The following is a 23,153-nucleotide window of genomic DNA, read 5'->3' on the forward strand; positions in this document are numbered from 1 at the left end:
CATTAAAAGGTCAGAAAATTTATCTATAGAATCTTCCGAAACACTACCTAGAACTTCAGACATTTTGTTAAATGCTCCGGTACATTCAAGCACTATATCTACACCTGCATCTAAAACTCCTTTGGTAATATCTGCCATACTACCGCTTAAAGCTTTCATATCTATTGCATCGGAAATAATAAGCCCTTTAAAGCCTATATTATTTTTAATATAGGCTTGAACTTTTTTGGATAGGGTGGCAGGGTTCTCAGGATCAAGAGCTTTATAAATTATATGTGCCGTCATAGCAAGTTTAATATTATCGTGCTTCGCTAGCTCCTTAAATACTTTAAAGTCTGTATCCTCTAGTTCTTTTAAGCTAGTATCAACAATAGGTAACCCTATATGGCTATCCACTTTAGCTCTACCATGACCAGGAATATGTTTTATACAAGCCACGACTTTCTCTTCTTGTAATCCATCTATAGCAGCTAAACATAAAGGCACGACTACTTCCAGCCCTGAGCCGAAACTTCTATCGCCGACTATCTTGTCTGCTCCTTCGTGTATCAAATCCGCTACCGGAGCAAAATCTAGATTAATACCTACTTCTCTTAGCTCTTTGCCTATATTGATATAGTTTTGTTTGCACTCTTGCACATCAACGAAAGTTTGAGCAGCCGGAGCGTCATAAAAAGTTGGTGCTATGAGCCTTTTTACCCTACCTCCCTCTTGATCTATAGAGATGATAGTATTTTCTCCTAATACTTCTTTTATATCTGCAATAAGCTTAATAAGAGTTTCTTTATCCTGCTCACCGTTATCATTCTTTCTAATATTACGACGGAATAAAATTACACCTAAAGGATTATGCTCTTCAAATAATTCTCTTTCAGCATCGGTTAATTCAGGACCGGATATACCTATAATTACCGGTTTTGCTCTTTGTCTTATTGTCATAATACACTCTTTTCTTGTCTTTAAAACGTGATATGACAAGTACTATACGCAAGTCATCGAGACATCAGCAAGAATTTTTTTATTTGAAGAGACAAATTATGAAAGTTGGTAAGTAATATATCGACTTTATCGGTAGACGGAGATATAATATCTTTCTTTAAAGATTTTTGAAGTAGATCAATATCATTAACAGTATAGTATTTTCTATTATTTATTTTATAATTAGATAAATTAGGGATTTTTGCCTCTAGATATCTTAATTGATGTAAAGCAATATTTAAATGCTTAATCACTTCACTAGCAGAATAATATTTTTTTGTTAGCTTATTGTTGGTCATGTTCATTAACTAGGGCTTTTAATTTGGAAGAAGGGACAAAACGTAAATTCTTTTTTGATTCTATAATTACTGGTGATTTAGTATGAAAATTTATTCCGGGACGTGGATTTTTTTGTTTAACCTCAAAGCTACCGAAATTCTTTAAAGTTAATTTTTGCTCTTTTGCTATTTCTAAAATATTAGAAAAAACCGTATTAACTATTTCCTCGCACAAATTATTTGAAAAACCCAATTTGGAGCTTAACATAGCTGAAATTTTTTCTTTGGTAATAGTCATAAATAATACCGATTTTTAATGGTGTCACCCCGTGGTCAAGCCAGCCTTGTTGCATGGCTTGCAAAACCCACTCTATGTCATTCCTGCGTAGGCAGAAATCCAGTACTTTAAAGCTTTTGAAGCTTTATTTGAATAAAATCTTGATCTAAAATATTTTTTAAAGCTAGATTTATCTCGCTTTATGATGGACTCCCACCTACGTGGGAATGACATAAGTGAGCCACGCAACAACACCGGTCAAGGCCACGGACGGGGTGACAATGGTAGAACCAAAGCCCACTCAATCAAATTATGAATTTGCTTTTTCTTTATTATATTCGTTAATATTTTTATTTAGCTCTTCTAATTTATCCACTAGGTGCTGACGTATTTTTTCTTGCTCCTTGCTTTCTGCTTTTTTATAATTTTCCATTTTTGCTTTTACATCCTCTATACATTTTTGCAGTTCTTCACCTTTTTTATCTTTCTGATCTTTCACAGTCTTTTTTATCTCTGCAACACTTTGTGTTATCTGATCGTAAGTATTGCTTAAGGTTTGATTAAATGTATCGGCTCCCGTTTGGGCTAAGTTGGTTAAATTGTCTTTTAATTCCTTTAAATTTTCGGTAATTGTTTTTATACTGGTTGTAACTACTGCTTCAGTTTGCACTGCATTTGCTTTTGCTTCCTCCTTGGTAGGTGAATCTGCAAAAATGCTAGGTGTTAATAATAATGTAGCAGTAGCACCTAATGTGATTAAAACTTTTTTCATTATATTCTCCAATTATTTATGTTTAGTATTATATTGTTCAATTTTCTTACTTAAATCATCAAGTTTTTTTACAAGAGTTTGTCTATATTCTTCTACTTATATCATCTTTAATTTTCTGATAATCTTGTAACTCTTTCGTTAAATTTTTATATTGCTCATTTTTATATTGCTCTTTTATAGTTTCTAAAGAATGGTCTTTACTGTCCTTAGCATATTCCTCTAAATCATTAATTTTGACGGATAATTTATCCGCTACTTCATGACATTTTTTATTAAAATCGGCAGTAATAATTTTAGCAGAGTCCTTAAGATTTTTATGTAATGCTTCAAGTGCTTCACTTATAGTTCTTATAAAACCTATTTTTGAAAATAGCTAATAAAAATTAAACTTAGATATTAATATATCGGTATCATAAATAATATAATTTTAAAAAGCAATTTTAAAAAGGACATATTTAATATATAGTTTATTAATATAAAATAAATTTGAGGATGTCATGACATTAGAACTAGGAACAAAAGTTCCTGATTTATCTTTACACATAGGTAAAGATAAAGTAATTAAACTATCGGATTTAAAAGGAAAATTCATAGTACTATATTTTTATCCGAAAGACGATACGCCTGGATGTACTATTGAAGCACAAGATTTTAACAAGCTAAAACCGGAATTCGATACACTTAATACGGTAATTATCGGAGTATCCAAAGATAAGCTTGACTCTCATGATAAATTTAAAAAAAATATAGTTTAGGATTTGATTTAGCCTCTGATGCAAATTCAAATTTGTGTGAACAATTAGGGGTATGGATAGAAAAATCAATGTTCGGTAAAAAATATATGGGCATTGATAGAGCTACGTTTTTACTTGATAATGAGGGAATAGTTAAGCATATTTGGCGTTCGGTAAATGCTAAAAATCACGCTCAAGAAGTACTTGAAACATTACGAACTATGCTTTCTTAAGTGTTGTACGTGGATCAATTCCACAGCTGTCGTACCGTGGCTTAACCATGGTATGACACCGAGGCTGTGGGACCATTCAGTCGCTTAGCTCATGACGTTTCATTTCTTCCACCTATTGTGAAACCAAAACCATTGAGAAGGATTTTGCTTAACCCATTCTCCTAGCATTTGATTAATATTAAGCATAATATTATAGCAATCGGCTTTATTATCGCCGGTTTGCTCAAACTTTAATTGCGGATGAACTATTACTTTAAAATAGCTACCTTTAGTTCTGATAATTTGACACGGTATAATTGTATATTTATACTGCAAAGCAATTTTAGCGATGGCGTTGGCCGTCATAGCAGGATGCCCTAAAAAAGGCACTTCAATTCCATCGTTCATTTTTTGATCAACAAGCATAACAATAGATTCACCATCCTTGATAGCCCTAACTAAAGCGCTACTACCTTCAGGACCTTTCGGTATAAGTCTTAATTTATCACCGGCACGGCTTTCATTAATTAACTTATTAACATACGGGTTATTTGCCTTACGGTAAATCACAGCAAATTTCGAATAATATTTATGCAGAAGATGAAGCCCAATATCCCAATTAGCAAAGTGACCACTAAATAATAAAAATGGTTGTTCTCCTAGCTTTCTAATATTCTCAATACCTATTATCTCGGTTCTATGTTCTAGCTCAGCTTCGCTCATTTTATTAACATAAGCACTTTCACCGATGAATCTACCGAAATTATCCCAAGTTTTATCTATGATTTTTTCAACATCACACATATCGCCGAATACTGCTTTAATATTTCGTCTAGCAATTTTATTAACGGCGAATAATATACCGACTTTTCTTGCTATAAAACTACAAATATCTGCTGCTTTATCTACACCGAATATTCCTATTACTTTAAGGAATATAACGACGATAAAATACTCAATTAAATATCTGAGCTTTTTGAAAAATTTTTTCATTTAATAAATCATGGTTGTTTATAGATAGTTCTACATCTAAACAGACAATATTATTATTTAAATCATTAAACTTAATATGATCTTTTCTTGTAGTAATTAAGGTAGCATTATGCTTTTTAGCTAATGAATATAAATTTTCCAAATCTGCTTGTAAATAATTATAATGATCAGGAAAAATTTTATAACCGGTTATATTCAGTCCATAATTTTTTAAAGTTGAAAAGAAACGTTCAGGATTACCGATACCGCTAAAAGCAAAATAATTTTTAGTTTGATCTATATTATTTGAAGGAACTATTTGAGCATTTATTAATTTATTGGCATAAGGAGTTAAAATATTCGGTATTTTATCATTGGTACTACTGACTAAAAAAATTAAATCAGCTGCATCAAGGGCTTTATTTGGATATTGTCTTAAAGGCCCTGCAGGAATTAGAAAGCCATTGCCAAAAAGCCTTTGGCTATCTACTGAAACTATAGTAAAATCTTTATAAAAATAAGGATTTTGTAGGAAATCATCCATTATTATTATATCAGGTTTAAGCTCGTTAATTAATGGTAAAATCTCTTTAATATTTTTAGTAGCAATAACTGTTTCATGTTTTGCAAGTATTACTCCCTCATCTCCTACCTCTAATGCTGTATGTCCTTGATGTATGGTAGTTGCACTTTTAAGGTTACTACCATAAGCCTTAGTTACTATTACAAAACTTACATTTTTAGCTCTCAGTAATTTGGCTAGATACATTACTATCTGTGTCTTACCCGTACCTCCTACGCTACAATTACCAACACAAATAACTTTAGCAGGCAACATAATAGCACGTGCTAAACTAGCTCGTAAATAGCCTAAAAATTTATATATCAGGCTTATAGGCAAAAGCAAATAAGCTATAATATTTCGCTTCTGCCAAAATTTAGGATATAAAAGTTTGATCATATTATATATAAATTAGATTAATATTTGTGTTATTGCATGGATCGACAAACCTACTCTATCAACATTTACGGCAGTTAAAAATAAAGTCCAACGGATTGATTGCTTTGTTGTCTAGTAGAATTTCAAAATGCAAATGTTCACCCGTTGCATTACCGGTTCTTCCTTGTATACCGATAAATTGACCCCGCTTAATTTTATTGCCTTCCTTAACTGACATTTCCTTTAAATGAGCATATTTCGTAACAAATTTGCGTCCATGTTTAATCTCAACAAAATTCCCGTAATCAGGTGCTCTAGCGGCTTTTATAACAATTCCACTTGCTGCTGCATATATCGGTGCTGCTTTTTTAGCTTGTAAATCAATACCGCTATGGAAACATTTCTTTTTTCTTTTCTTTTTATGAGGACTTTTCCTAGTTCCGTAATGGCTAGTAATTTTCGGCTCATATTCCGGCATCATAAGCGGTATCGTGCTAATGATCTTATCAAGCTTGGTTAGTTCTGAAATATTATTCCTATGAGTCTGTTTTTTTGCAAAATAACTAGCTTCCGGTTTAGAGAGAAACTTATATTTTGAATTTAATTTTGTTACAACTGCCTTTATATCAGCTATTTTTATTTCGGCTGCTTTATTAAATTCTGTCAGGTTTTTATTATGGAATTTTTGTAAAACAATCTTATTCTGCTTAGGGTTATTAATTATCAGACCTAAGTTTTTTGCGTATATACATTTGTTATTTTTGTTTGTTAAATCATACTGTACTACTAAATCCGCATGACTGATTTTATATTTTTGCTTTAATTGAGATGAAGTAGTAGAAAGTAATCTAGTATCACTAGATTCTTTAATACTGCTGCAACCTTGAACAAGAAAAACTATAAACAGTAAAAAGATATATTTTTGAAAAAACATTAAAAGTAAATATACGTAAATTTTAAGTTTAAAATATTGCTTAAATAACCCGTTAATTTTTCTAATTCTCCTATAATATTTAGAGGATTAATTAACATTAATCCACACTTAACCATATTTTTATCACTATTTAAAAGCTCATATTCAATAATTATAGCTTCGTTAAATCCAATATTTTTGTAATTGTGGTAAAAATCACGGACCAAAGGTAAATCCTTTATAGGATACCAAATTAAGATGGGATTATTAAGAACTCGTAGCTTAATTTTTTTAAGTGCTTCAAGTAATTTTTGGAACTCATTTTTTACTTCAAAAGGCGGATCAAGAAAAATTAACCCTCTATTCTCTTTAAATGGTAGAAAAGCTTTAATCGCATTATAAGCATCTATATTATGCGTATCATTTAGTAATAATTTTTTTAAACTTAAATAATCGCTTGGATGAAGTTCGCAGGCAATTAAACGATCATTTGCTCTCAATAATTGTTTAATTATAAAAGGTGAGCCAGGATAATGATTTTGTCCTGCTAGATTTACTATATTTAAGAAAGTTTGTAAGAGTTCAAGAATAGGATTAGTAGCTTGCAGTAATTTATTAATTCCCGTATCGCTTTCTAGAGTTTTAGAAGCCGCTTCCAAGTTTAAATCATAAAGACCAAGACCTGCAAAAGCATCTAAAACCGCAAAAGGTTTATCTTTTTTCTTAAGCTGTTCTAAAATGCTAATTAGCACTAAATGTTTGACTATATCGGCAAAATTGCCTGCATGATAAATATGACGATAGTTCATTTTAAATTAATCATAAATTTCACTTCTATGACCAGCTCGCTCATATAACTCTATGTCATGCCCACGAAAGCGGGAATGACATAGAGCATATACTTTATAAATCATATTTCTTTTTTAAGAATTCCGTTGCTTTCTTCTGCAGTATAAAATTTTTATTTGGATTATTGCTTCTTGCTAAAGCAATTTCTGCATCTTCTCTCTCTTCTTTTAATGCACATAAATAATTTTTAATTGCTTCTCGTCTCAGCTTAGATTTAGGCATTTCCTCTAATTTAGCTACAATTGTTAATTCATTATTTAAATCATTAGGGATAACAATACTATGCCCCATAAAATGCCTCTTTATATTTATAATATATTATATCATAGTCCAATTTACTGTGCAATCTTTCGTAAAAGCAATGTAAATAATACTATATTCTTTAAGTAAGTTAGTAGCCCATTTTCTAAAAGCGATTTCTCTCTTAGAATTGACCCTATATCTTACTAAGATTATTGCATCTAAATTATAATATTCTATTTGTCTTTCTACACTCTTTTCTCCTTCTATTTGAACTGTTGCAACACATGCAACAGTCGCTTTTCCTAAGCGTTTTTTATAAGCGTAAGCCATTCTTCTTCATCAATAATTTTAATATTAAGCTCTTTAGCTTTTTTAAGCTTACTGCCTGCATCAAGGCCTGCTACGACTAAATCCGTGTTCGATGATACGCTAGCTGCAACTTTAGCTCCAAACTTCTCAGCTGTTGCTTTAACTTCCGCTCTAGATATCGTCGGTAAGCTACCGGTAAATACCACTATCTTACCTGTTAAACTGCTTTGTTCCCTAGTCTCTTTATAATCTTCAATATTTAATATTTCACCAAATTTTTTGATAAGCTGGATATTTTCTTTAACGTCCAAAAAGCCAATAATATCTATTAAAATCTTATCACCGATTCCTTCTAAATTGTTTAGTTTTTGATAGATATACGAATCGTTTTTGCTAAGCAATTCCATTTGAGCTATAAAATTATTATAGCTGCCAAATTCTCTAGCAAGTAATTTAGCATTTTGTTCACCAATATGCCTTATGCCTAGTGCATATATAAATCTTGGCAAGCTAATATTTTTTGATTTTTCTATATTTTTAAAAAGCTTTTCTACTGATTTTTGACCCCATCCATCCATATTTTCAAGTTTTGTTAAACTAGCTTCATTTTTTTCTTTTAAAAAGAAAATATCGAGAGGATTACTAATCAACCCCTGATCTATTAAAAACTCAACTTGCTTAAGCCCAAGCCCTTCAATATCCATCGCATTTTTTGATACAAAATGGCATATACGCTTATAATTCTGAGCGGGACAATTAAGACCGTTATCACAGCGTATAATAATATCTTCAGGAACGTAATACAACTTAGAATTACATGAAGGACAAAATAAAGGAAATTCAAATGCTATTGTATCATTAGGACGCTTCTCTATATCAACTCCAGTGATTTTAGGAATAACGTCACCGGCACGCTGCAAGAATACGTAATCCTTAATCTGCACATCTTTGCGTGTGATTTCTTGGAAATTATGCAGCGTTGCTCTGCTAACGGTTACCCCGCCTATTGCTATAGGCTCAAGCTCTGCTACCGGCGTTAACGTACCAGTTCTACCGACCTGCACAGTAATAGAGAGCAGTTTTGTTTGTCCTATTATTGCGGGAAATTTATGAGCGGTAGCAAAACGTGGAGATCGAGCAATAAAACCCATTCTATTTTGTAGTGCAAAATCATTTAGCTTATATACTACCCCATCAATTTCATAAGGTAAATTTTCTCGATTTGTTTTTAAATATTCGTAAAAGGCAAAAACTTCTTCTTCGGAATTTGTAAGCTTAGATATTTCATTAACGCTAAAACCAAATTCTTTTAATTTTGTAAGTAATTGATCTTGAGAAGCAGCCAGATTCTGCTCAGTTACTCCACCTGAATAGACAAAATATTTGAGCGGTCGTTTAGCCGTAATAGAAGCATCAAGCTGACGAAGCGAACCAGCAGCAGCATTACGGGGGTTAGCAAATTGATCTCTGCCCTGCTCTTCTTGTTCTTCATTTAGGTTTAAAAAATCTTGTTTTTCAATATAAATTTCCCCTCGTACTTCTAAAAATGCCGGAACATTATCTATTTTATGAGGAAAATTTTTGATTGTTTTAATATTTGCCGTTATATCTTCACCGACATATCCATCACCTCTGGTCGCGCCTGTTATAAGCAGCCCGTTTTTATATATAGCAGAAAAAGATAAGCCATCTATTTTAGGTTCACAAAAGATAGGAGCAAACTCATCAAGACGTAAGAAATTTTTTATACGGTCTACAAAATCTCTTACATCTTGCTCATCAAAAGCATTACTAAGAGATAGCATAGGAACTTGATGCGTAACTTTAGCAAATTTATTTGCTATTTTAGCCCCTACTTCCTTGCTAGGACTATTTTCTAAAACTAAATGAGGAAATTTCTGCTCTAATTTTAGATTGATATTAACTAGCTGATCATACTCGGCATCTGAAACTAAAGGATTATCCTCTATATAATAAGCATGGTTATACACTGCTATTTTACAGCTGAGTTCTTTTAGTAATTTTTTTGCTTCTTCTTCAGATATAAAATCAATATTTTGCATTAGTAGTTTATATTTTCATTTACATTGCTCAATAACTATAAATTTTGTCATTGCGAGGAGGCGTTGTTGCGTGGACCGGTTTTCCGTCATTGCGAGAAGAATTACATAGTAATTAGACGAAGCAATCCAGGAAAAATAATAAAAAAATCTGTAAATCAGAATTTTTACTAGATTGCTTCGCCAATTACTCCATAATTTCCTCGAAATGACGGCTTGAGTATCTGTTTCTAAAATTTTTATTTTCTTCAAAATCGTTAATTGCTCGCTTTAGTCTTTCAGCATTCTTAAGACTTTTTAACAAATATAAAGTTTCTGCTATAGAATTATGATCTTCAAGCGATATAATAGCCACCGATTTTTATTTTTTTCTATCTATAATCACTAAAGTATGATCTACATAAACCTTTTCCATAACATAATCTATTTAAGTACGTTTTATAATTAGTCAACTAAGGGTTTATTAAGAATCAAAATCAAAATCTTTACCTAGTTTAATATATTCTCTAATACGGCTCATGAGGTTTTGAAAATATGTTAAATTATGCCAGGTCATTAGCATAGAACCAAGTATCTCACCGATTCTAACTACATGATGCAGATAAGCTTTCGTGTAATTAGTGCAAGCAGGACATGAACAATCATGTTCTAACGGCTCATTATCACCTGCGTATTTGCTATTGCGGATATTTACCGTACCGTATTTTGTAAAAGCCTGACCGTTGCGTCCTGAGCGTGTCGGAATTACGCAGTCAAACATATCTATACCTCGGTTAACCGCACAGATAATATCAGCAGGCTTACCGACTCCCATTAAATAACGCGGCTTATTTTGCGGCAGTAAATCAGGAGCATAATCAAGCACTTTAAACATAAGCTCCTGCCCCTCACCTACTGCAAGCCCGCCTATAGCATAGCCCTCAAAATCGAGTTCTACTAAATCTTTAGCTGATTGCTCACGTAATTCTTCGTAAACACTACCTTGAATAATACCGAATTGTGCGTAGCCTTCCCGCTTAACAAAGGCATTACGTGATCTATTCGCCCATCTAGTCGTAAGCTGCATAGAAGTTTTAGCTTCTTCAAATGTAACAGGGTACGGCGTACATTCGTCAAAAGCCATAGTGATCGTGCTACCGAGCAGATATTGTATTGCGGTAGAACGCTCAGGCGTTAACATATATTTATCACCGTTAATATGAGAGCTGAAACTTACTCCTTCTTCGGTTATCTTGCGTAACTTTGATAGCGACATTACCTGAAAACCCCCGGAATCAGTTAATATAGGCTTATCCCAATTCATGAATTTATGCAGGCCGCCAAGGCGTGCTATACGCTCAGCACTTGGCTGAAGCATTAAGTGGTAAGTATTCCCGAGTAATATATCAGCTCCGGTTTCTGCTACCGATTCAGGCAACATTGCCTTAACAGTTCCTCTAGTCCCGACCGGCATAAAGGCCGGAGTACGAATTTCACCGTGTGCAGTTGCGATAATACCGCTTCTAGCTTTTTTATGCTGATGATGAATATTAAATGAGAATTTTGACACTGATAATCACTTGTTTTTAAAAGCAATATCTTAGCATACTATAGGACTGTTAACAAAATAATTTTAAAGCTAATTAAAGCTATTTTGCTAACGGCTCTATCATTTATCCTGAAATATAAAAATTAAGATTAAAGGTCGCAATACTTAAAAAAAATCGTCAAGTATTGATCCACAAAGTTTTAACTCAGTTTTTATATATATTGCCGTTTTAATGAATCCAAGTAAATATAAAGTCCCAATTACTGAAAATAGGACTATACTATTTGGAGTGTTTAATAATTTATCTTCAATAAAAACAGTAATAGTTCCTTTAGGCTTCGTGTACGATTTGATTAATCAACTCTTTTAAAATAGCATGATCAAACAAGCTTTTTTCTAGGGTTTTTAATATAGTGAAACTGTTTTGCCAACAATATGAATTAAGGAGTGCTCTTCTACGACGCTTACGATCTTCAGAATTTGAAAGTGGTGTTAGAAAGATTATTATTTTGTTAGTGGAAGTCATTTTGATTTGCCACGTTTAGTTAAACTTAGATTTTTAAGTTCTAACCACCACAAAATATTTTATGATGGTCTATGTTTAATAAATATTTAAAATGAAGTATAGTTTTAGACACTGTAAGGAGGTAACGATGGTGGTCAGGTTATTAATTTAATTATAATTAATAACCCGTGCCCCGATGTATTACTTCTTACTTCATTTGGTTCCGAACAATCAATAGAGCAATGGTTTATTCACGATCAACCATTAATATCAAGTGAATAACCACTTAGCTCGTACATAGAACAGGAGAGAAAAACATGATAAAGCATATTTTTATATCGATGTATCTGAAATTTGGTTACACGGTGCGTTCAGAGAAACCGTAAACGACAGTTTATAATAGCTTTTAGGTTTAAACCTTGGACATATGCTATTATCACACCCCAACCTTAATAAAGTTGAGGATGGTATCATTCAATGGTAGATACCATCCACGTTTACAAAAGGCTTTAAAAGCCCGAAATAGCGTTTTGCTATTTCAGTTAAAATTTATACATACAAATCTTGCTGAATTATCTACTCGTCAAGTAATGGAAGCTAATAATGCAACAGGAATGGAAGAAAATAAGGTTGTAAGTAAAATGTATAGCTAAAAACGCCTTAAAAAATAAAACCGGTAAAAAAGTAATCTCAACAGCGAATTATTGAATGCCTAAACTTATAAAGTAACTATGCTATGTGAAGAAAAGTTAATAAGATTTTTGCAGTAATAGTTATACCTATTAAAAAAATCTTATAATTTGTAGCTAAAAAAAGCAAAAATAGATTAAATTGATTTTCCTTTACACAACCTAGGACTAATTTGAAATACTTTAAGTTTTTTAACCACCAATGAGCATAATTTTTGGTGGTCTGGGAGGTCGCACACTGCCAAAAGTCAGCCACACTAGGGAGTTTTAAGCTTATAGTAACCCTTAAGCTCTGAACATACCTAATATCTCCCCGACCGTGAAGTCGAGGATTACATCGGTTTTGTGAGAAATGTTCTCACTTTTGGCAGAAGTTTCGACACCCCGAAATAGCACTTTGCTACTCCAAGTATCATTTTATATATAACTTTCAAAAAGTCAATGATGGTTTGTTATTATACTCACAACGTTCTATACTCCTATGCCTAAAGAGCTAGATGAGACATCGGCTAATAATGGCATTTCATGATTTGGTAACTCTGGAATATAAGTATATTCTCCGCTTGAGGTTTCATCAATTCCAAGTAGCATCTCGAATACTTGCTCAAGACAGTTTTTGTGTTCTTCGGATTTAATATCCGTTTCCCTTGATTCTTTTATTAAATTTGCAAAAGATTTAATAGCAATAAAATTATCCTTTCCATTAAGAAGATCACATATTTTATGTAATGTGTTACCTAAAGAATTTATATTAGCACATATGTTAGAGACAGAATTTAACTTTGTAATTGCTTTATCTAGACCTTGTATTTTTGATTTTAATAGAGAAATATCATAATTTTGACCATGTAAATTTATCGTATCTTGATTAATTGTGTTTAGTATTGCAACTATATCTGTTAAATTTCCAATTCCTATAATTTCATCTAACATCGCTTGAAATTCAATTAGTGTGCTAAGATTTATATTAGCCTTTTGTAACTTTATGTTTTCACCCTCTAACTTTATGTTTTCACCCTCTAACTCTAGATTTTGATCTTTTATATTTTTTCCCTTATACCAATCCCATCCATATTTAACTGCAAAACCTATACTTATTATTCCAAATACCGTAGCGGTGATATAAGCACCGGTATATCCACCGCCATTTGTGTCGTCATTAGGTTTTTCTGTAGTGGGAGTGGTTGCCTCAGTGAAAGTTTTACTTAGTAAATTTAAAATATCTTTACCTACTGCTGTAGGGGATATATTGTCCAAAGTTATGTTGAAAGCATCTAGAATAACCTTAAGATTATCAGTAGTGAATGTGATTGGTATATTCAATAAATTAAAAATTTCTACCCCTACTTCTTGAACATTGTTCAAAGTTATTTCCGAATGATTAAAAATATCTCTCAAATTATTAACAAGCATTTTGGCATTATGCTCTTGTAAAATAGCTGCGCCTTCAGTGGTAGTGCATTCATTTAATTCTACTAAGGTAGTGTTTTGAAGTAAGTGCTTACCTTCTTCTAAAATAACGCTAGTATTGTTTTCATAAGTAGCAATAGATTTTATAGGGATTTTAATGCCTGTACACTCCCTAATTACTACTGATAAATCGTTAGGTACATCTGTTAAATGATTAAAGATTCCTGCCCAATTACATTTTATATTCTCAACTAAATAACCGTTAGTGAAACTTCCTTTAACAGTATTATATACTAATGAAAATATAGTATTGCCTAACTTATAAATAGTATGTTTTGTATTTCCAGGTAAGCTACTCACCATTTCATTTGCAAATATAGGCATGAAACAGTTTAAGTTTATATTTAATATAGGTGCCATCATGTTACTCCTTTAATTTAATTAATAAAACCATAAAACGTGGTTTCTAGAGTATGTTAATGTTTTTGTCAAGGTAAAGTTAAAATAAATTAATATATGAGAAAGGAGTTTGAGATGGGTTACTATTATGAAAGCCTCTTTGGTGTCATCCCGTGGCTTGACCATGGGGTCCAAAAATATAACTTATAATGTACATAATTTGACATTTTTAACTGGAGCCCGTGGTCAAGCTACGAGTGACACCAAGTGCGTTTTTTGATCCATGCAATAACACCAATGCCAAGCGGGCATCACATAGACATTATTTCCCTATGCAGAAATTTTTAAAGATCTCGCTTAGTATTTCTTCTACGTTAATAACGCCCGTAATAGCACCAATGCAGCGTGCCGTCATTCTAATATCTTCAGTTGCTAGAACTAAATCATTATCTAAGCTAAAAGCCGTTAAATGTGAGAGAGCTTGTTTTAAATAATGACGATGACGTTGATTTGTTATGTAAGGCGTTTCGGTAAAACCAACCATATTTTCGGCAATATTTTCTATATTTTTTAATATACTTGAAAGAGCAATATTATTTTTTACCGAAACTCTTAAGCATTTATATTTATCTTCAATTAAAAATACTTTGGTTGGTTCTATAAGGTCTATTTTATTAATTATTACGATAGTATTTTCATCAATTAAACCTGCAATATCTTCATTTATAGAGGAGTCTAATTTTTTGGCATCAAACATAATAATTTTAATATCCGCTGTTTTAGCCGAATTAATAGCTCTTTTTATACCTTCTTGCTCGATAATGTCACTACTTTCTTCTCTTATACCTGCTGTATCTTGTAAAATAATAGGATAACCGCCAATGTCTAAATGCCCCTCTATTATATCTCTAGTAGTGCCTGCAATATTTGAGACAATCGCTATGTCTCTTTGCATTAAGAAGTTTAATAAGCTAGACTTACCTGCATTAGGTGGGCCGATAATTGCAAGTTTAAGACCGCTATTTAGTAATTCTCCTCGTCTATTATCGTTAAGATAATGAGATATTTCATTTACAAGGTTTTTATGAGTGTTATTAACATCGTTAAGGACGCTATCCGGTATATCTTCATCAGGGAAATCTATATAAGCTTCAAGCAGAGAGATAATTTTTAAAAGCTGACTACGCCAGTTATTATATAATTCTTCAAGTATGCCACTTGCTTGTCTAATTGCTTGCCTATGCTGCATAATGGTTTCAGCGTTAATTAGATCGGCTATTCCTTCTGCGGCTGTTAAATCAAATTTATTATTTAAAAAAGCTCTTTTGGTAAATTCCCCTGCTTCTGCCAAACGAATATCAGATATATTTAACAAAGTATTTATCAGCATAATAGATATAGCTTTACTGCCGTGAGTATGAATCTCGACTACGTCTTCTCCAGTAAAACTATTAGGTAGCTTAAAATAAACAACCATAGCATTATCAATTAGCTCCTTGGTTTCAGGGGCAATAATTTGTTGATAATACATTAATCTCGGCTTAAAGTCTTTTTTACCAGTAAGCAGCTGCAAAACTTCCAGACTTTTAGGACCTGAAATCCTAAAAACCGCTACCCCTGCTTTACCGAATGCAGAGCTTTGTGCAAATATAGTTTCCACTTATTTTCTATACCTCTTGCTTAAGTTATTTTATATAATATAATAACTTTATTATTATTCTAGAGAAAATCATGGCATCCAAAACAACTCCTTTAAACTTTAGCCGTTTAAATTGTCAAATTCCGAATTATAAAACTAAAATTCTAGAACTTAGCAAGGCACGTAAGTTAAGTTCCATACATATAGATTTTGTTCAAAAGTTTTTAAATTATATTCCGATAGATTATGATTTTGAGAATAGAGAAAAATTATTTCAAAATTTTGCAGATGAAGCCTTTAAGTTTTTTAAGCAAAGGGTAGAAAGAGCAAGAAAAATAGCAATAACAAAGACGGTTATAGAAAATGATTCGGCAATAAATGTCTTGATATTACTTGATAATAAACCGCATATTGTTGATTTTATTATATGTCTGCTTAAAAACATGAATTTACAAACTAAGTTTTTACTCCATCCGGTAATAAACTGCATCCGAAATAGTAAAGGAGAATTAGAAAAAATATTAGAAAATTCTGTATCGGATGAAAAATCAGAATCGATACTACATTTAACCATTTTAGGAAATTTTGACGATAAAACTACTACATTTTTAACTGAGGCTATAAATGAAAGATTAGAAGAGTTAGAACAAAGCTATAGCCATTTACCGCAATTACTCACAAAATTACAAGGTTTATCTAAAAATATAATTAATAATGATAAATTAAATTTTGAAGAGGCTAAAGAATTCTTAAATTGGTTACAAAAGAATAATTTGGTTTTATTAGGGACTCTTGATTTTGAGGTAAAATCTTTAAAATTAACCCATGAAATAGGAGCAGCAAAAATATGGCAAGAAGTAAAAGACGAGATTGATGATATTATAAAATGTTCTGCTAATCCTTTATATCAAAATCAATTAATAATACTCGGTAAAATAAATAGTGCGTCACTTATCCATTCAGATAATTTAATCGACTATATCTTAGTGAAACAATTTAACTCTTCTGGTGAATATATTTCGGGAAGTATAATTTTCGGCATATATAATTCAAATATGTATTACCATTCAATAAGTGATATTCCAATCCTACGACAAAAATTTAATTTTGTAATTGAGAAAGCCGATTTTGCATTATCCGGTTATAATGCCGATAAGTTAAGAATTTTAATGGAGTCGTTACCGAGAGAAGCTTTAATACAAATTGATCAAGGCGATTTATATTGTATGTGTTTACATATGCTCTCAAGTATGATGAGTAAGAAGCTTAAATTATTTATTCAATATGATTGGTCGAGTTCTTTTCTTAATATCATAATTTTTCTGCCACGAGAACGTTTAACTGCTGAAATACATAATATGATAGATTGTTATTTAGCAGAAAAATTCGGGAGTAAAATTTTATCCAACTATATAACCGAAGTAGCCGGTAATTTTTCTTATCTTTTTGTAACGCTTGAAGCACAAGGGGAACATAAAATAAATTTTGAAGCAGAAATAATACAACAAGATTTAGATCGTATCTCTACACGTTGGAGTGAAGATTTGTATTTTAAGCTTTCTAAAAAATTTGGCGAATATCAAGCAGGTATTAATTTAAAGCTTTTTTATAATGTTTTTCCGGCAGATTATAGACAAAAATTTTCTCCGGAAATAGCTTTAGTAGATATTCAATATTTAACGGCAGCAAGCAAGTCACAAGAATGTATGTTTAATCTAGTTTCTATAAATGAAACGGAATTTTCCTTAAAAATATATAGTCCAAAAGTAAAACTTGCACTTTCTAACATATTGCCACCAATCGAAAATTTAGGTTTTAAAGCAATTGATGAACAAACTTTTGCAATTAAGGAGGCTCTCGAAATTAAAGAAAGCTGGATATATAATTTTATCTTAACTTCTATTGTACCTGTAAAAGATAATATTACCGAATTAAAAATAAATGTTGAAGAGGCCTTAGATAAAATGGCACTTGGGATGCTTGCTAATGATTCTTTAAGTAAATTAATAGTGCTTGCCGGTTTTAATTGGAAGCAAGTTAAACTCGTTAAAGCTTTAACAAGATATTTACATCAAACGGGTTTTAGTTACGGTAAAGGTTATGTACAGTTAACGTTACTTAAACATCCTGAATATACAAAAATGTTGGTAAATCTATTTGATATAAAATTTAATCCTAAACAGCCCAATAACAATTATGATGCAATTAAAGATAAACTAAATAATTACTTAGTAACCGTTGAGATGAGTAGTGAAGATAAAGTACTACGTAATATGCTTGGTATAGTTAATGCTATTACTAGGACAAATTACTATCAACCATATAAACATATTTTTTCATTTAAGTTTGATTCTTCAAAAGTACCAGATTTACCTAAACCTATTCCGTTTGCCGAAGCATTTGTTTATTCTAGAAATTTTGAAGCTATTCATTTAAGAGGCGGTCCCGTATCACGCGGAGGACTTAGATGGTCGGATAGAGCAGAAGATTATAGGCTTGAGGTCCTTGGGCTTATGAAAGCACAAATGACGAAGAACTCCGTTATTGTCCCTGTCGGCTCTAAAGGCGGCTTTTATGTTTATTTTACTGAGGAAGGGCTTACTCGTGATGAATATATGGAAAAAGTGGTAGAATGCTATAAGAATTTCCTGAGAGGTTTATTAGACATAACCGATAATATCATTGACGGTAAAGTAGTACATCCGAAAGACGTTATTATTTATGATAAAGAAGATCCTTATTTAGTGGTTGCTGCTGATAAAGGTACAGCTTCATTTTCGGATTACGCTAATAGTGTGGCAAGAGAATATAATTACTGGCTTGATGATGCTTTTGCTTCCGGTGGCTCTGCAGGTTACGATCATAAAAAAATGGCGATTACTTCCAAAGGAGCTTGGATTTCCGTAACTAATCACTTTAAAACTTTAGGATTAGATGTTCAACAAGACCCTATTACCGTAGTAGGTATAGGAGATATGTCGGGAGACGTGTTCGGTAACGGTATGCTAAGATCAGATGCTATTAAGTTGGTGGCTGCCTTTAATCATAAACATATATTTATTGATCCTACCCCTGATCCTGTATCAAGTTTTAATGAGCGTTTGCGTTTATTTAATTTAAAGGGTTCTAATTGGTCCGATTATGATTCTAAGCTTATTTCTAAAGGAGGCCAAGTATTTGAACGTAGCAGTAAATTAATAAAACTATCACCGGAAATTAAAAAATTACTTGATATAAATGATAATGAATTATCACCAGAAGAATTAATTAAAGCTATTTTAAAAGCAGATGTTGATTTATTGTGGAATGGCGGAATAGGCACTTATATCAAAGCTAAAACGGAAAATAATTTAGAAATCGGTGATAAAACAAATGATAACCTTAGATGTAACGGTGAAGAAATTAGAGCAAAGGTTATAGCAGAAGGCGGTAATGTCGGGGTATCACAGAGAGGTAGAGTTGAATATGCTAAAAAAGGCGGACGCATAAATGCCGACTTTATTGATAATTCAGCAGGTGTTGATTGTTCTGATCATGAGGTAAATATCAAGATTGCTTTAAGTAGTGCGGTAACCTCAGGAAAAATTACTTTAGAAGAACGTAATAAACTCCTAAATGATATGACGAAACAAGTTGAAGAATTAGTATTGCTTGATAATCATAAGCAAACTGAAGCAATAACAATTATGCAATTATCTCCTACTTTAACCATTAATATACTGAGTCAATTTATAGATATTTTAGAAGAAGAAAAAGTATTAGAGCGGGAAAATGAATTCTTGCCTAGTGTAGAAGAATTAAATAAGAGAGCTATTAGCGGTGAAGTATTAACTCGTCCTGAGCTTTGCGTATTGCTATCATATAGTAAGAGATCTGCTTATCATGAGTTAATTAATTCTACTTTTTCCCATGATAAATATTTTGATGAATATCTTATAGATTATTTTCCTGAAATGATGCAAAAAAAGTTTCGTAATGAAATTTTATCTCATCCTCTTAAACACGAGATTATTAAAACCGTTACTATAAATAAAATAATTAATCAGCTTGGAGGACCTCTTATTAGTATTGTAAAGCGTGAGATTGGGGCTCCTCTTTGTGATATAATAAGGTCATATACCATTATTTGTGAAATTTTTGATCTTGATGATATATGGGACACTATAAGTAAGCTACCTACTAATATTGATTACAATGTAAAAATTGATATGTTTACCGAAATAACGAAATTAATGCGTAGGGGTATTTCGTGGTTTATTAAAAATTTAAAACATCCTATTAATATTAGTGAAACTATAGAAGAGTTTAGAGTTCCTGCACAAAACTTAAGAAAAACGGTAAGGACTTTATTAGTCGGAGAAACTAAAATAAGATATGAAGAAAAATTAAATTATTATACAACTGGCGGGGTAGAGGAATCATTTGCTGCTACTATTGCTACATTTGACAATTTAATTTCAGTATTTGACATTATATATGTAACAAAACAGACTTCAGGAAATAATCAAGAGATAGCAAAAGCTTATTTTGCTATAAGCGATATGTTTAGTCTTGATTGGTTACGTAAAGCTTGTGATAAGCAATTGAACGATTCATTTTGGCGTCGCTTAGGTATTCAATCCCTAAAAGATGATTTATATGACAAACAACGTAGATTATTAATAAAAATAATTAATAAATCTAAAACAACTATTGCTTTAGATTTATGGATTGATAATAATAACTTAGTTAGAAATTTTCTTGATTTTATTAAAGAAATTAAATCTCAAGAAACTATAGACTTAAATATAATTATTTTAGCAAATAAGAAATTTGAAATATTCTTACAAAAACTTGAGTAAATTATGTCGTCAATGCTTAAGCAAATTAGGTTAGATTTGGGTAAAACTTTAAATCAGGTATCTAGTGATTTAAAAATTAGAAAAAAATATTTAGTAGCTTTAGAAGAGGGTGATTTTGATGTTTTACCGGGAGAAGTATACATAAAAGGTTACTTAAAATTATACTTAGATTATCTTAACGTAAAAGATCGAAATGCAGAGCAGATAGAAGTTACTAAACAGAACGAAACCGAAAAATTATTAAGTAATAAAAGAGCTACGGCATTGATAAATTATAAACGTAAAAAACAATTAGTACTTATATCTATAATAATGTTATCAATTATTATTGTAAGTCATCCATTCATAATTAATGCAACTAATTAATGCTTGGGCAAAAATGGATAGTGAAATATTAAAGAGATTAATGGAAGAAGTTGAGCATAAACTTGATGAGTTGTTGCAGACACAAACTAATAATCAAAATGAAGTTAACAAATTACAAAACGAAAATAAAGAATTAAAAGATAATTATATAAAAATGCTAGATCAAATTAACATTTATATTAATGAACTTGAAGAAATAAAAAAACAGCAAAAATAATTATGTCAATTGTTACGGTAACATTAAATAACAAGAGTTTTCAATTATGTTGTAATAATGGGGATGAAGAAAAATTACTATCTTTAGCGAATAAATTGAATGATAAAATAGCGGAAATTAAACTTGGTAGTCCCACAGCGTCTTTTGAGCTATTATTAGTTATGGCATCACTTACTGCTCAAGCTGAAATAGCTAGTCTAACAGAAAAACTTAATAAAAATGGCCTTCAAAAAAATCATCCCGACGAAGAAAAATTCGCAGAAACCTTAACTACTATAGCAGGTTACCTAGAAAACCTTGCACGTAAAATGGGAAAGTGATATATTAGCTATTGGCTGCTTGGTTCGTGAGCTTAATATTAACCTAGGACTACCACTAACTTTTAGGACATTATCCCTGTCTAATATTAATTCAGTTTAGATATATAAAGTCCACCTTTACATAAAGGTCTTTGAAGGATTTTAAGTAACGGCCAAAGCGGTCATGTATACCTATGTCATTCCTAGCTAAAAGCGTGAATCCAGCATAAAGTAAGATAAATCGAGCTTTTAATTTTTAAAAACTTGCTGGATTTACGTTTCTTTACTAGATTCCCGCCTACGCGGGAATGACATCGAGTAGGTTTTTCGACACATACAACAAAGCCGTATGACACCAAAAAATGACAAATCACCTTTAAAATGAAACAAACAAAATCAAGCAATAAAGTTCTCGGTGCTTTTTTAGGCACTATCATTGAATATTACGACTATAGTTTATATGGTTTTTCAGCGGCAATTATCGCAGATAAATTCTTTTCAGCCGGTACTGATCCGTTAACAAAGCTTGTAAATGTTTTTGCCGTTTATGCAGCAGCATATTTATCAAAACCTATAGGGGCTTATATTTTTGGACGTATAGGGGATATATACGGTCGCAAAAAAGCCTTAAGTTTTACGATTATCGGTATTGTAATACCTACCTTAATAATAGGTTTATTGCCTGATTATTCTTCGATAGGAGTTTGGAGTACAATAATTTTAGTTTTATGCCGCTTTATGCAAGGTATTTTTATTGGAGGGGAATATGACGGTGCAGCGATTTATGTTATTGAACATTTAGAAGCAAAATACCGGTTTACTGCCTCTGCAATAACTAGATGTACAGGAGTAATGGGTTTATTATGCGGGATTGGTGCAACTAATTTCTTCAATTCTCATATTTTTCCGGAGTGGGGTTGGCGTATTCCGTTTTTACTAAGTTTACCGCTTGCATTAATAACTCTTTATTATCGCCGGAAATTTGATGAAACACCGGAGTTTAAAAAAGCACATCATAGCCAAGATTCTATTGAAAAACTTAGCTCTATAATTAAAAAGCAATGGAAAAATATTACACGGTTAATATTTTTGGCCGGAGGTTTTGGAGCAACATATCAAATTGCAATCATCTTTATGAAGCAATATTTACCAATCGTATTACCTTCAGTCAGTATTATTATGAGTTCTTTTTCAGTATTAATAGTAATATGTTTTGCTGTTTGTATGCCGATTGCCGGCTTTATTGCTGACCGCTTAGGAGTTAATGCAGTATTAAAAATCGCATTTATATATACTATTACAGCAAGTGTATTGTTTGTGATAGCAGTAAAATATCAAATGACTAATTTAGGGCTTGCAGCTAGTTTAATGTTAGCTGCATCGGTTACTCCTTTTAATGCTCTTGCTCATAGTATAGTTATTAAGTCTTTTGTAGTTAAGGAACGTTACCGTGTTATAAGTTTAGGACATAATATCGGTTCAATGTTAATGTCTGGTACTGCTAATTATATTTGTGCAAAGGTAATAAAATCATTTGATTTTAACCTATTCCCGATTTTATATCTTTGTATGTTTGCCGTACTTGCTTATTCTATGACAATGTTGTTTAGTAAGGATACTATATTAAATCAAGATCTAAAAAACGACAAATAAACATAAGTAATAAATTGTAATTATCTTAAAAATGACATATTATAATAAATGTTAATTTAGAGCTATAATA

General features: G+C 31.7%; 20 protein-coding genes, 1 other RNA gene and 2 pseudogenes. 8 read left to right on the forward strand and 15 right to left on the reverse strand.

The window, feature by feature from the left end; translation table 11 throughout:
- The 4 genes and pseudogenes from A452_RS0105330 to A452_RS0105345 form a co-directional block, all read right to left on the reverse strand.
- A partial coding sequence (locus tag A452_RS0105330) for a glycoside hydrolase family 3 N-terminal domain-containing protein (RefSeq protein ID WP_017208641.1) occupies nucleotides 1-939 on the reverse strand: 939 nt, incomplete at its 3' end.
- Between the two features lie 42 nt (nucleotides 940-981).
- Nucleotides 982-1,277: pseudogene (locus tag A452_RS0105335) on the reverse strand (MerR family transcriptional regulator).
- The gene (locus A452_RS0105340) at nucleotides 1,264-1,554 is read right to left on the reverse strand and encodes an HU family DNA-binding protein (RefSeq protein WP_014412378.1); all 291 of its coding nucleotides are present in this window, start codon (nucleotides 1,552-1,554) and stop codon (nucleotides 1,264-1,266) included. The pseudogene A452_RS0105335 and the gene A452_RS0105340 overlap by 14 nt, the downstream one beginning before the upstream one ends.
- A gap of 289 nt (nucleotides 1,555-1,843) precedes the next feature.
- The gene (locus tag A452_RS0105345; protein ID WP_014412377.1) at nucleotides 1,844-2,305 is read right to left on the reverse strand and encodes a hypothetical protein; all 462 of its coding nucleotides are present in this window, start codon (nucleotides 2,303-2,305) and stop codon (nucleotides 1,844-1,846) included.
- Between the two features lie 497 nt (nucleotides 2,306-2,802).
- On the opposite strand from A452_RS0105345, the pseudogene bcp reads away from it, so the two are divergent.
- A pseudogene (bcp, locus tag A452_RS08535) lies at nucleotides 2,803-3,272 on the forward strand (thioredoxin-dependent thiol peroxidase).
- 99 nt (nucleotides 3,273-3,371) lie between these two features.
- Here bcp and A452_RS0105355 read toward each other — a convergent pair.
- From A452_RS0105355 to tgt, 9 genes are all read right to left on the reverse strand, one after another.
- Nucleotides 3,372-4,244: a lipid A biosynthesis lauroyl acyltransferase gene (locus tag A452_RS0105355; RefSeq protein WP_014412375.1), complete on the reverse strand. Its 873-nt coding sequence runs from the start codon at nucleotides 4,242-4,244 to the stop codon at nucleotides 3,372-3,374.
- Entirely contained in the window at nucleotides 4,207-5,184 is a 978-nt protein-coding gene (gene lpxK, locus A452_RS0105360; RefSeq protein WP_014412374.1) for a tetraacyldisaccharide 4'-kinase, read from the reverse strand. The genes A452_RS0105355 and lpxK overlap by 38 nt, the downstream gene beginning before the upstream one ends.
- 58 nt (nucleotides 5,185-5,242) lie before the next feature.
- Entirely contained in the window at nucleotides 5,243-6,097 is an 855-nt protein-coding gene (locus tag A452_RS0105365) for a M23 family metallopeptidase (RefSeq protein WP_014412373.1), read from the reverse strand.
- A complete protein-coding gene (gene rlmJ, locus A452_RS0105370) occupies nucleotides 6,097-6,885 on the reverse strand; it encodes a 23S rRNA (adenine(2030)-N(6))-methyltransferase RlmJ (RefSeq protein WP_014412372.1) in 789 nt (262 codons plus the stop codon). The genes A452_RS0105365 and rlmJ overlap by 1 nt, the downstream gene beginning before the upstream one ends.
- A gap of 94 nt (nucleotides 6,886-6,979) precedes the next feature.
- Complete coding sequence (locus A452_RS0105375) at nucleotides 6,980-7,216, reverse strand: hypothetical protein (RefSeq protein ID WP_014412371.1); 237 nt, start codon at nucleotides 7,214-7,216, stop codon at nucleotides 6,980-6,982.
- Nucleotides 7,217-7,243: 27 nt separating this feature from the next.
- Entirely contained in the window at nucleotides 7,244-7,498 is a 255-nt protein-coding gene (gene rhuM, locus A452_RS0105380) for a RhuM family protein (RefSeq protein ID WP_014412370.1), read from the reverse strand.
- Nucleotides 7,471-9,540, reverse strand: coding sequence for an NAD-dependent DNA ligase LigA (gene ligA / locus A452_RS0105385; RefSeq protein ID WP_014412369.1), 2,070 nt, complete (start codon nucleotides 9,538-9,540; stop codon nucleotides 7,471-7,473). The genes rhuM and ligA overlap by 28 nt, the downstream gene beginning before the upstream one ends.
- A gap of 184 nt (nucleotides 9,541-9,724) precedes the next feature.
- Entirely contained in the window at nucleotides 9,725-9,892 is a 168-nt protein-coding gene (locus A452_RS0105390) for a type II toxin-antitoxin system Phd/YefM family antitoxin (protein WP_014412368.1), read from the reverse strand.
- A 108-nt stretch (nucleotides 9,893-10,000) separates the two neighbouring features.
- Nucleotides 10,001-11,086 carry a tRNA guanosine(34) transglycosylase Tgt gene (gene tgt / locus A452_RS0105395; RefSeq protein ID WP_014412367.1) on the reverse strand — a complete coding sequence of 362 codons (1,086 nt, stop codon included), beginning with the start codon at nucleotides 11,084-11,086 and terminating at the stop codon, nucleotides 10,001-10,003.
- Between the two features lie 948 nt (nucleotides 11,087-12,034).
- Here tgt and A452_RS0105400 point away from each other — a divergent pair.
- Nucleotides 12,035-12,223, forward strand: a complete 189-nt coding sequence (locus A452_RS0105400) for a hypothetical protein (protein ID WP_014412366.1) — start codon at nucleotides 12,035-12,037, stop codon at nucleotides 12,221-12,223.
- Between the two features lie 507 nt (nucleotides 12,224-12,730).
- Here A452_RS0105400 and A452_RS0105410 read toward each other — a convergent pair.
- Together A452_RS0105410 and mnmE are read right to left on the reverse strand one after the other, a co-directional pair.
- Nucleotides 12,731-14,089, reverse strand: a complete 1,359-nt coding sequence (locus A452_RS0105410) for a DUF5460 family protein (protein WP_014412364.1) — start codon at nucleotides 14,087-14,089, stop codon at nucleotides 12,731-12,733.
- 301 nt (nucleotides 14,090-14,390) lie between these two features.
- A complete protein-coding gene (gene mnmE / locus A452_RS0105415) occupies nucleotides 14,391-15,728 on the reverse strand; it encodes a tRNA uridine-5-carboxymethylaminomethyl(34) synthesis GTPase MnmE (RefSeq protein ID WP_014412363.1) in 1,338 nt (445 codons plus the stop codon).
- 71 nt (nucleotides 15,729-15,799) lie between these two features.
- Between mnmE and A452_RS0105420 the strand changes: the two genes are divergently transcribed.
- The 6 genes from A452_RS0105420 to A452_RS0105440 all read left to right on the forward strand — a co-directional run bounded on the left by A452_RS0105420 (nucleotide 15,800) and on the right by A452_RS0105440 (nucleotide 23,083).
- Nucleotides 15,800-20,548: an NAD-glutamate dehydrogenase gene (locus tag A452_RS0105420; protein WP_014412362.1), complete on the forward strand. Its 4,749-nt coding sequence runs from the start codon at nucleotides 15,800-15,802 to the stop codon at nucleotides 20,546-20,548.
- A 3-nt stretch (nucleotides 20,549-20,551) separates the two neighbouring features.
- Nucleotides 20,552-20,914 (forward strand): helix-turn-helix domain-containing protein, encoded by a 363-nt coding sequence (locus A452_RS0105425; RefSeq protein ID WP_014412361.1) that lies wholly within the window; start codon nucleotides 20,552-20,554, stop codon nucleotides 20,912-20,914.
- A 13-nt stretch (nucleotides 20,915-20,927) separates the two neighbouring features.
- Nucleotides 20,928-21,131 carry an RP576a family tick cell line-upregulated protein gene (locus A452_RS0105430; RefSeq protein WP_025999583.1) on the forward strand — a complete coding sequence of 68 codons (204 nt, stop codon included), beginning with the start codon at nucleotides 20,928-20,930 and terminating at the stop codon, nucleotides 21,129-21,131.
- Between the two features lie 2 nt (nucleotides 21,132-21,133).
- On the forward strand, nucleotides 21,134-21,451 hold the full coding sequence (locus A452_RS0105435) for a cell division protein ZapA (protein ID WP_014412359.1): 318 nt from the start codon (nucleotides 21,134-21,136) through the stop codon (nucleotides 21,449-21,451).
- A gap of 9 nt (nucleotides 21,452-21,460) precedes the next feature.
- A non-coding RNA gene (ssrS, locus tag A452_RS09940) (6S RNA) lies at nucleotides 21,461-21,619 on the forward strand.
- Nucleotides 21,620-21,811: 192 nt separating this feature from the next.
- A complete protein-coding gene (locus A452_RS0105440; RefSeq protein ID WP_014412358.1) occupies nucleotides 21,812-23,083 on the forward strand; it encodes an MFS transporter in 1,272 nt (423 codons plus the stop codon).
- The last annotated feature ends 70 nt before the right edge of the window (nucleotides 23,084-23,153 follow it).

The organism is Rickettsia australis str. Phillips, from assembly GCF_000273745.1.
Classification (GTDB): Bacteria; Pseudomonadota; Alphaproteobacteria; order Rickettsiales; family Rickettsiaceae; genus Rickettsia; species Rickettsia australis.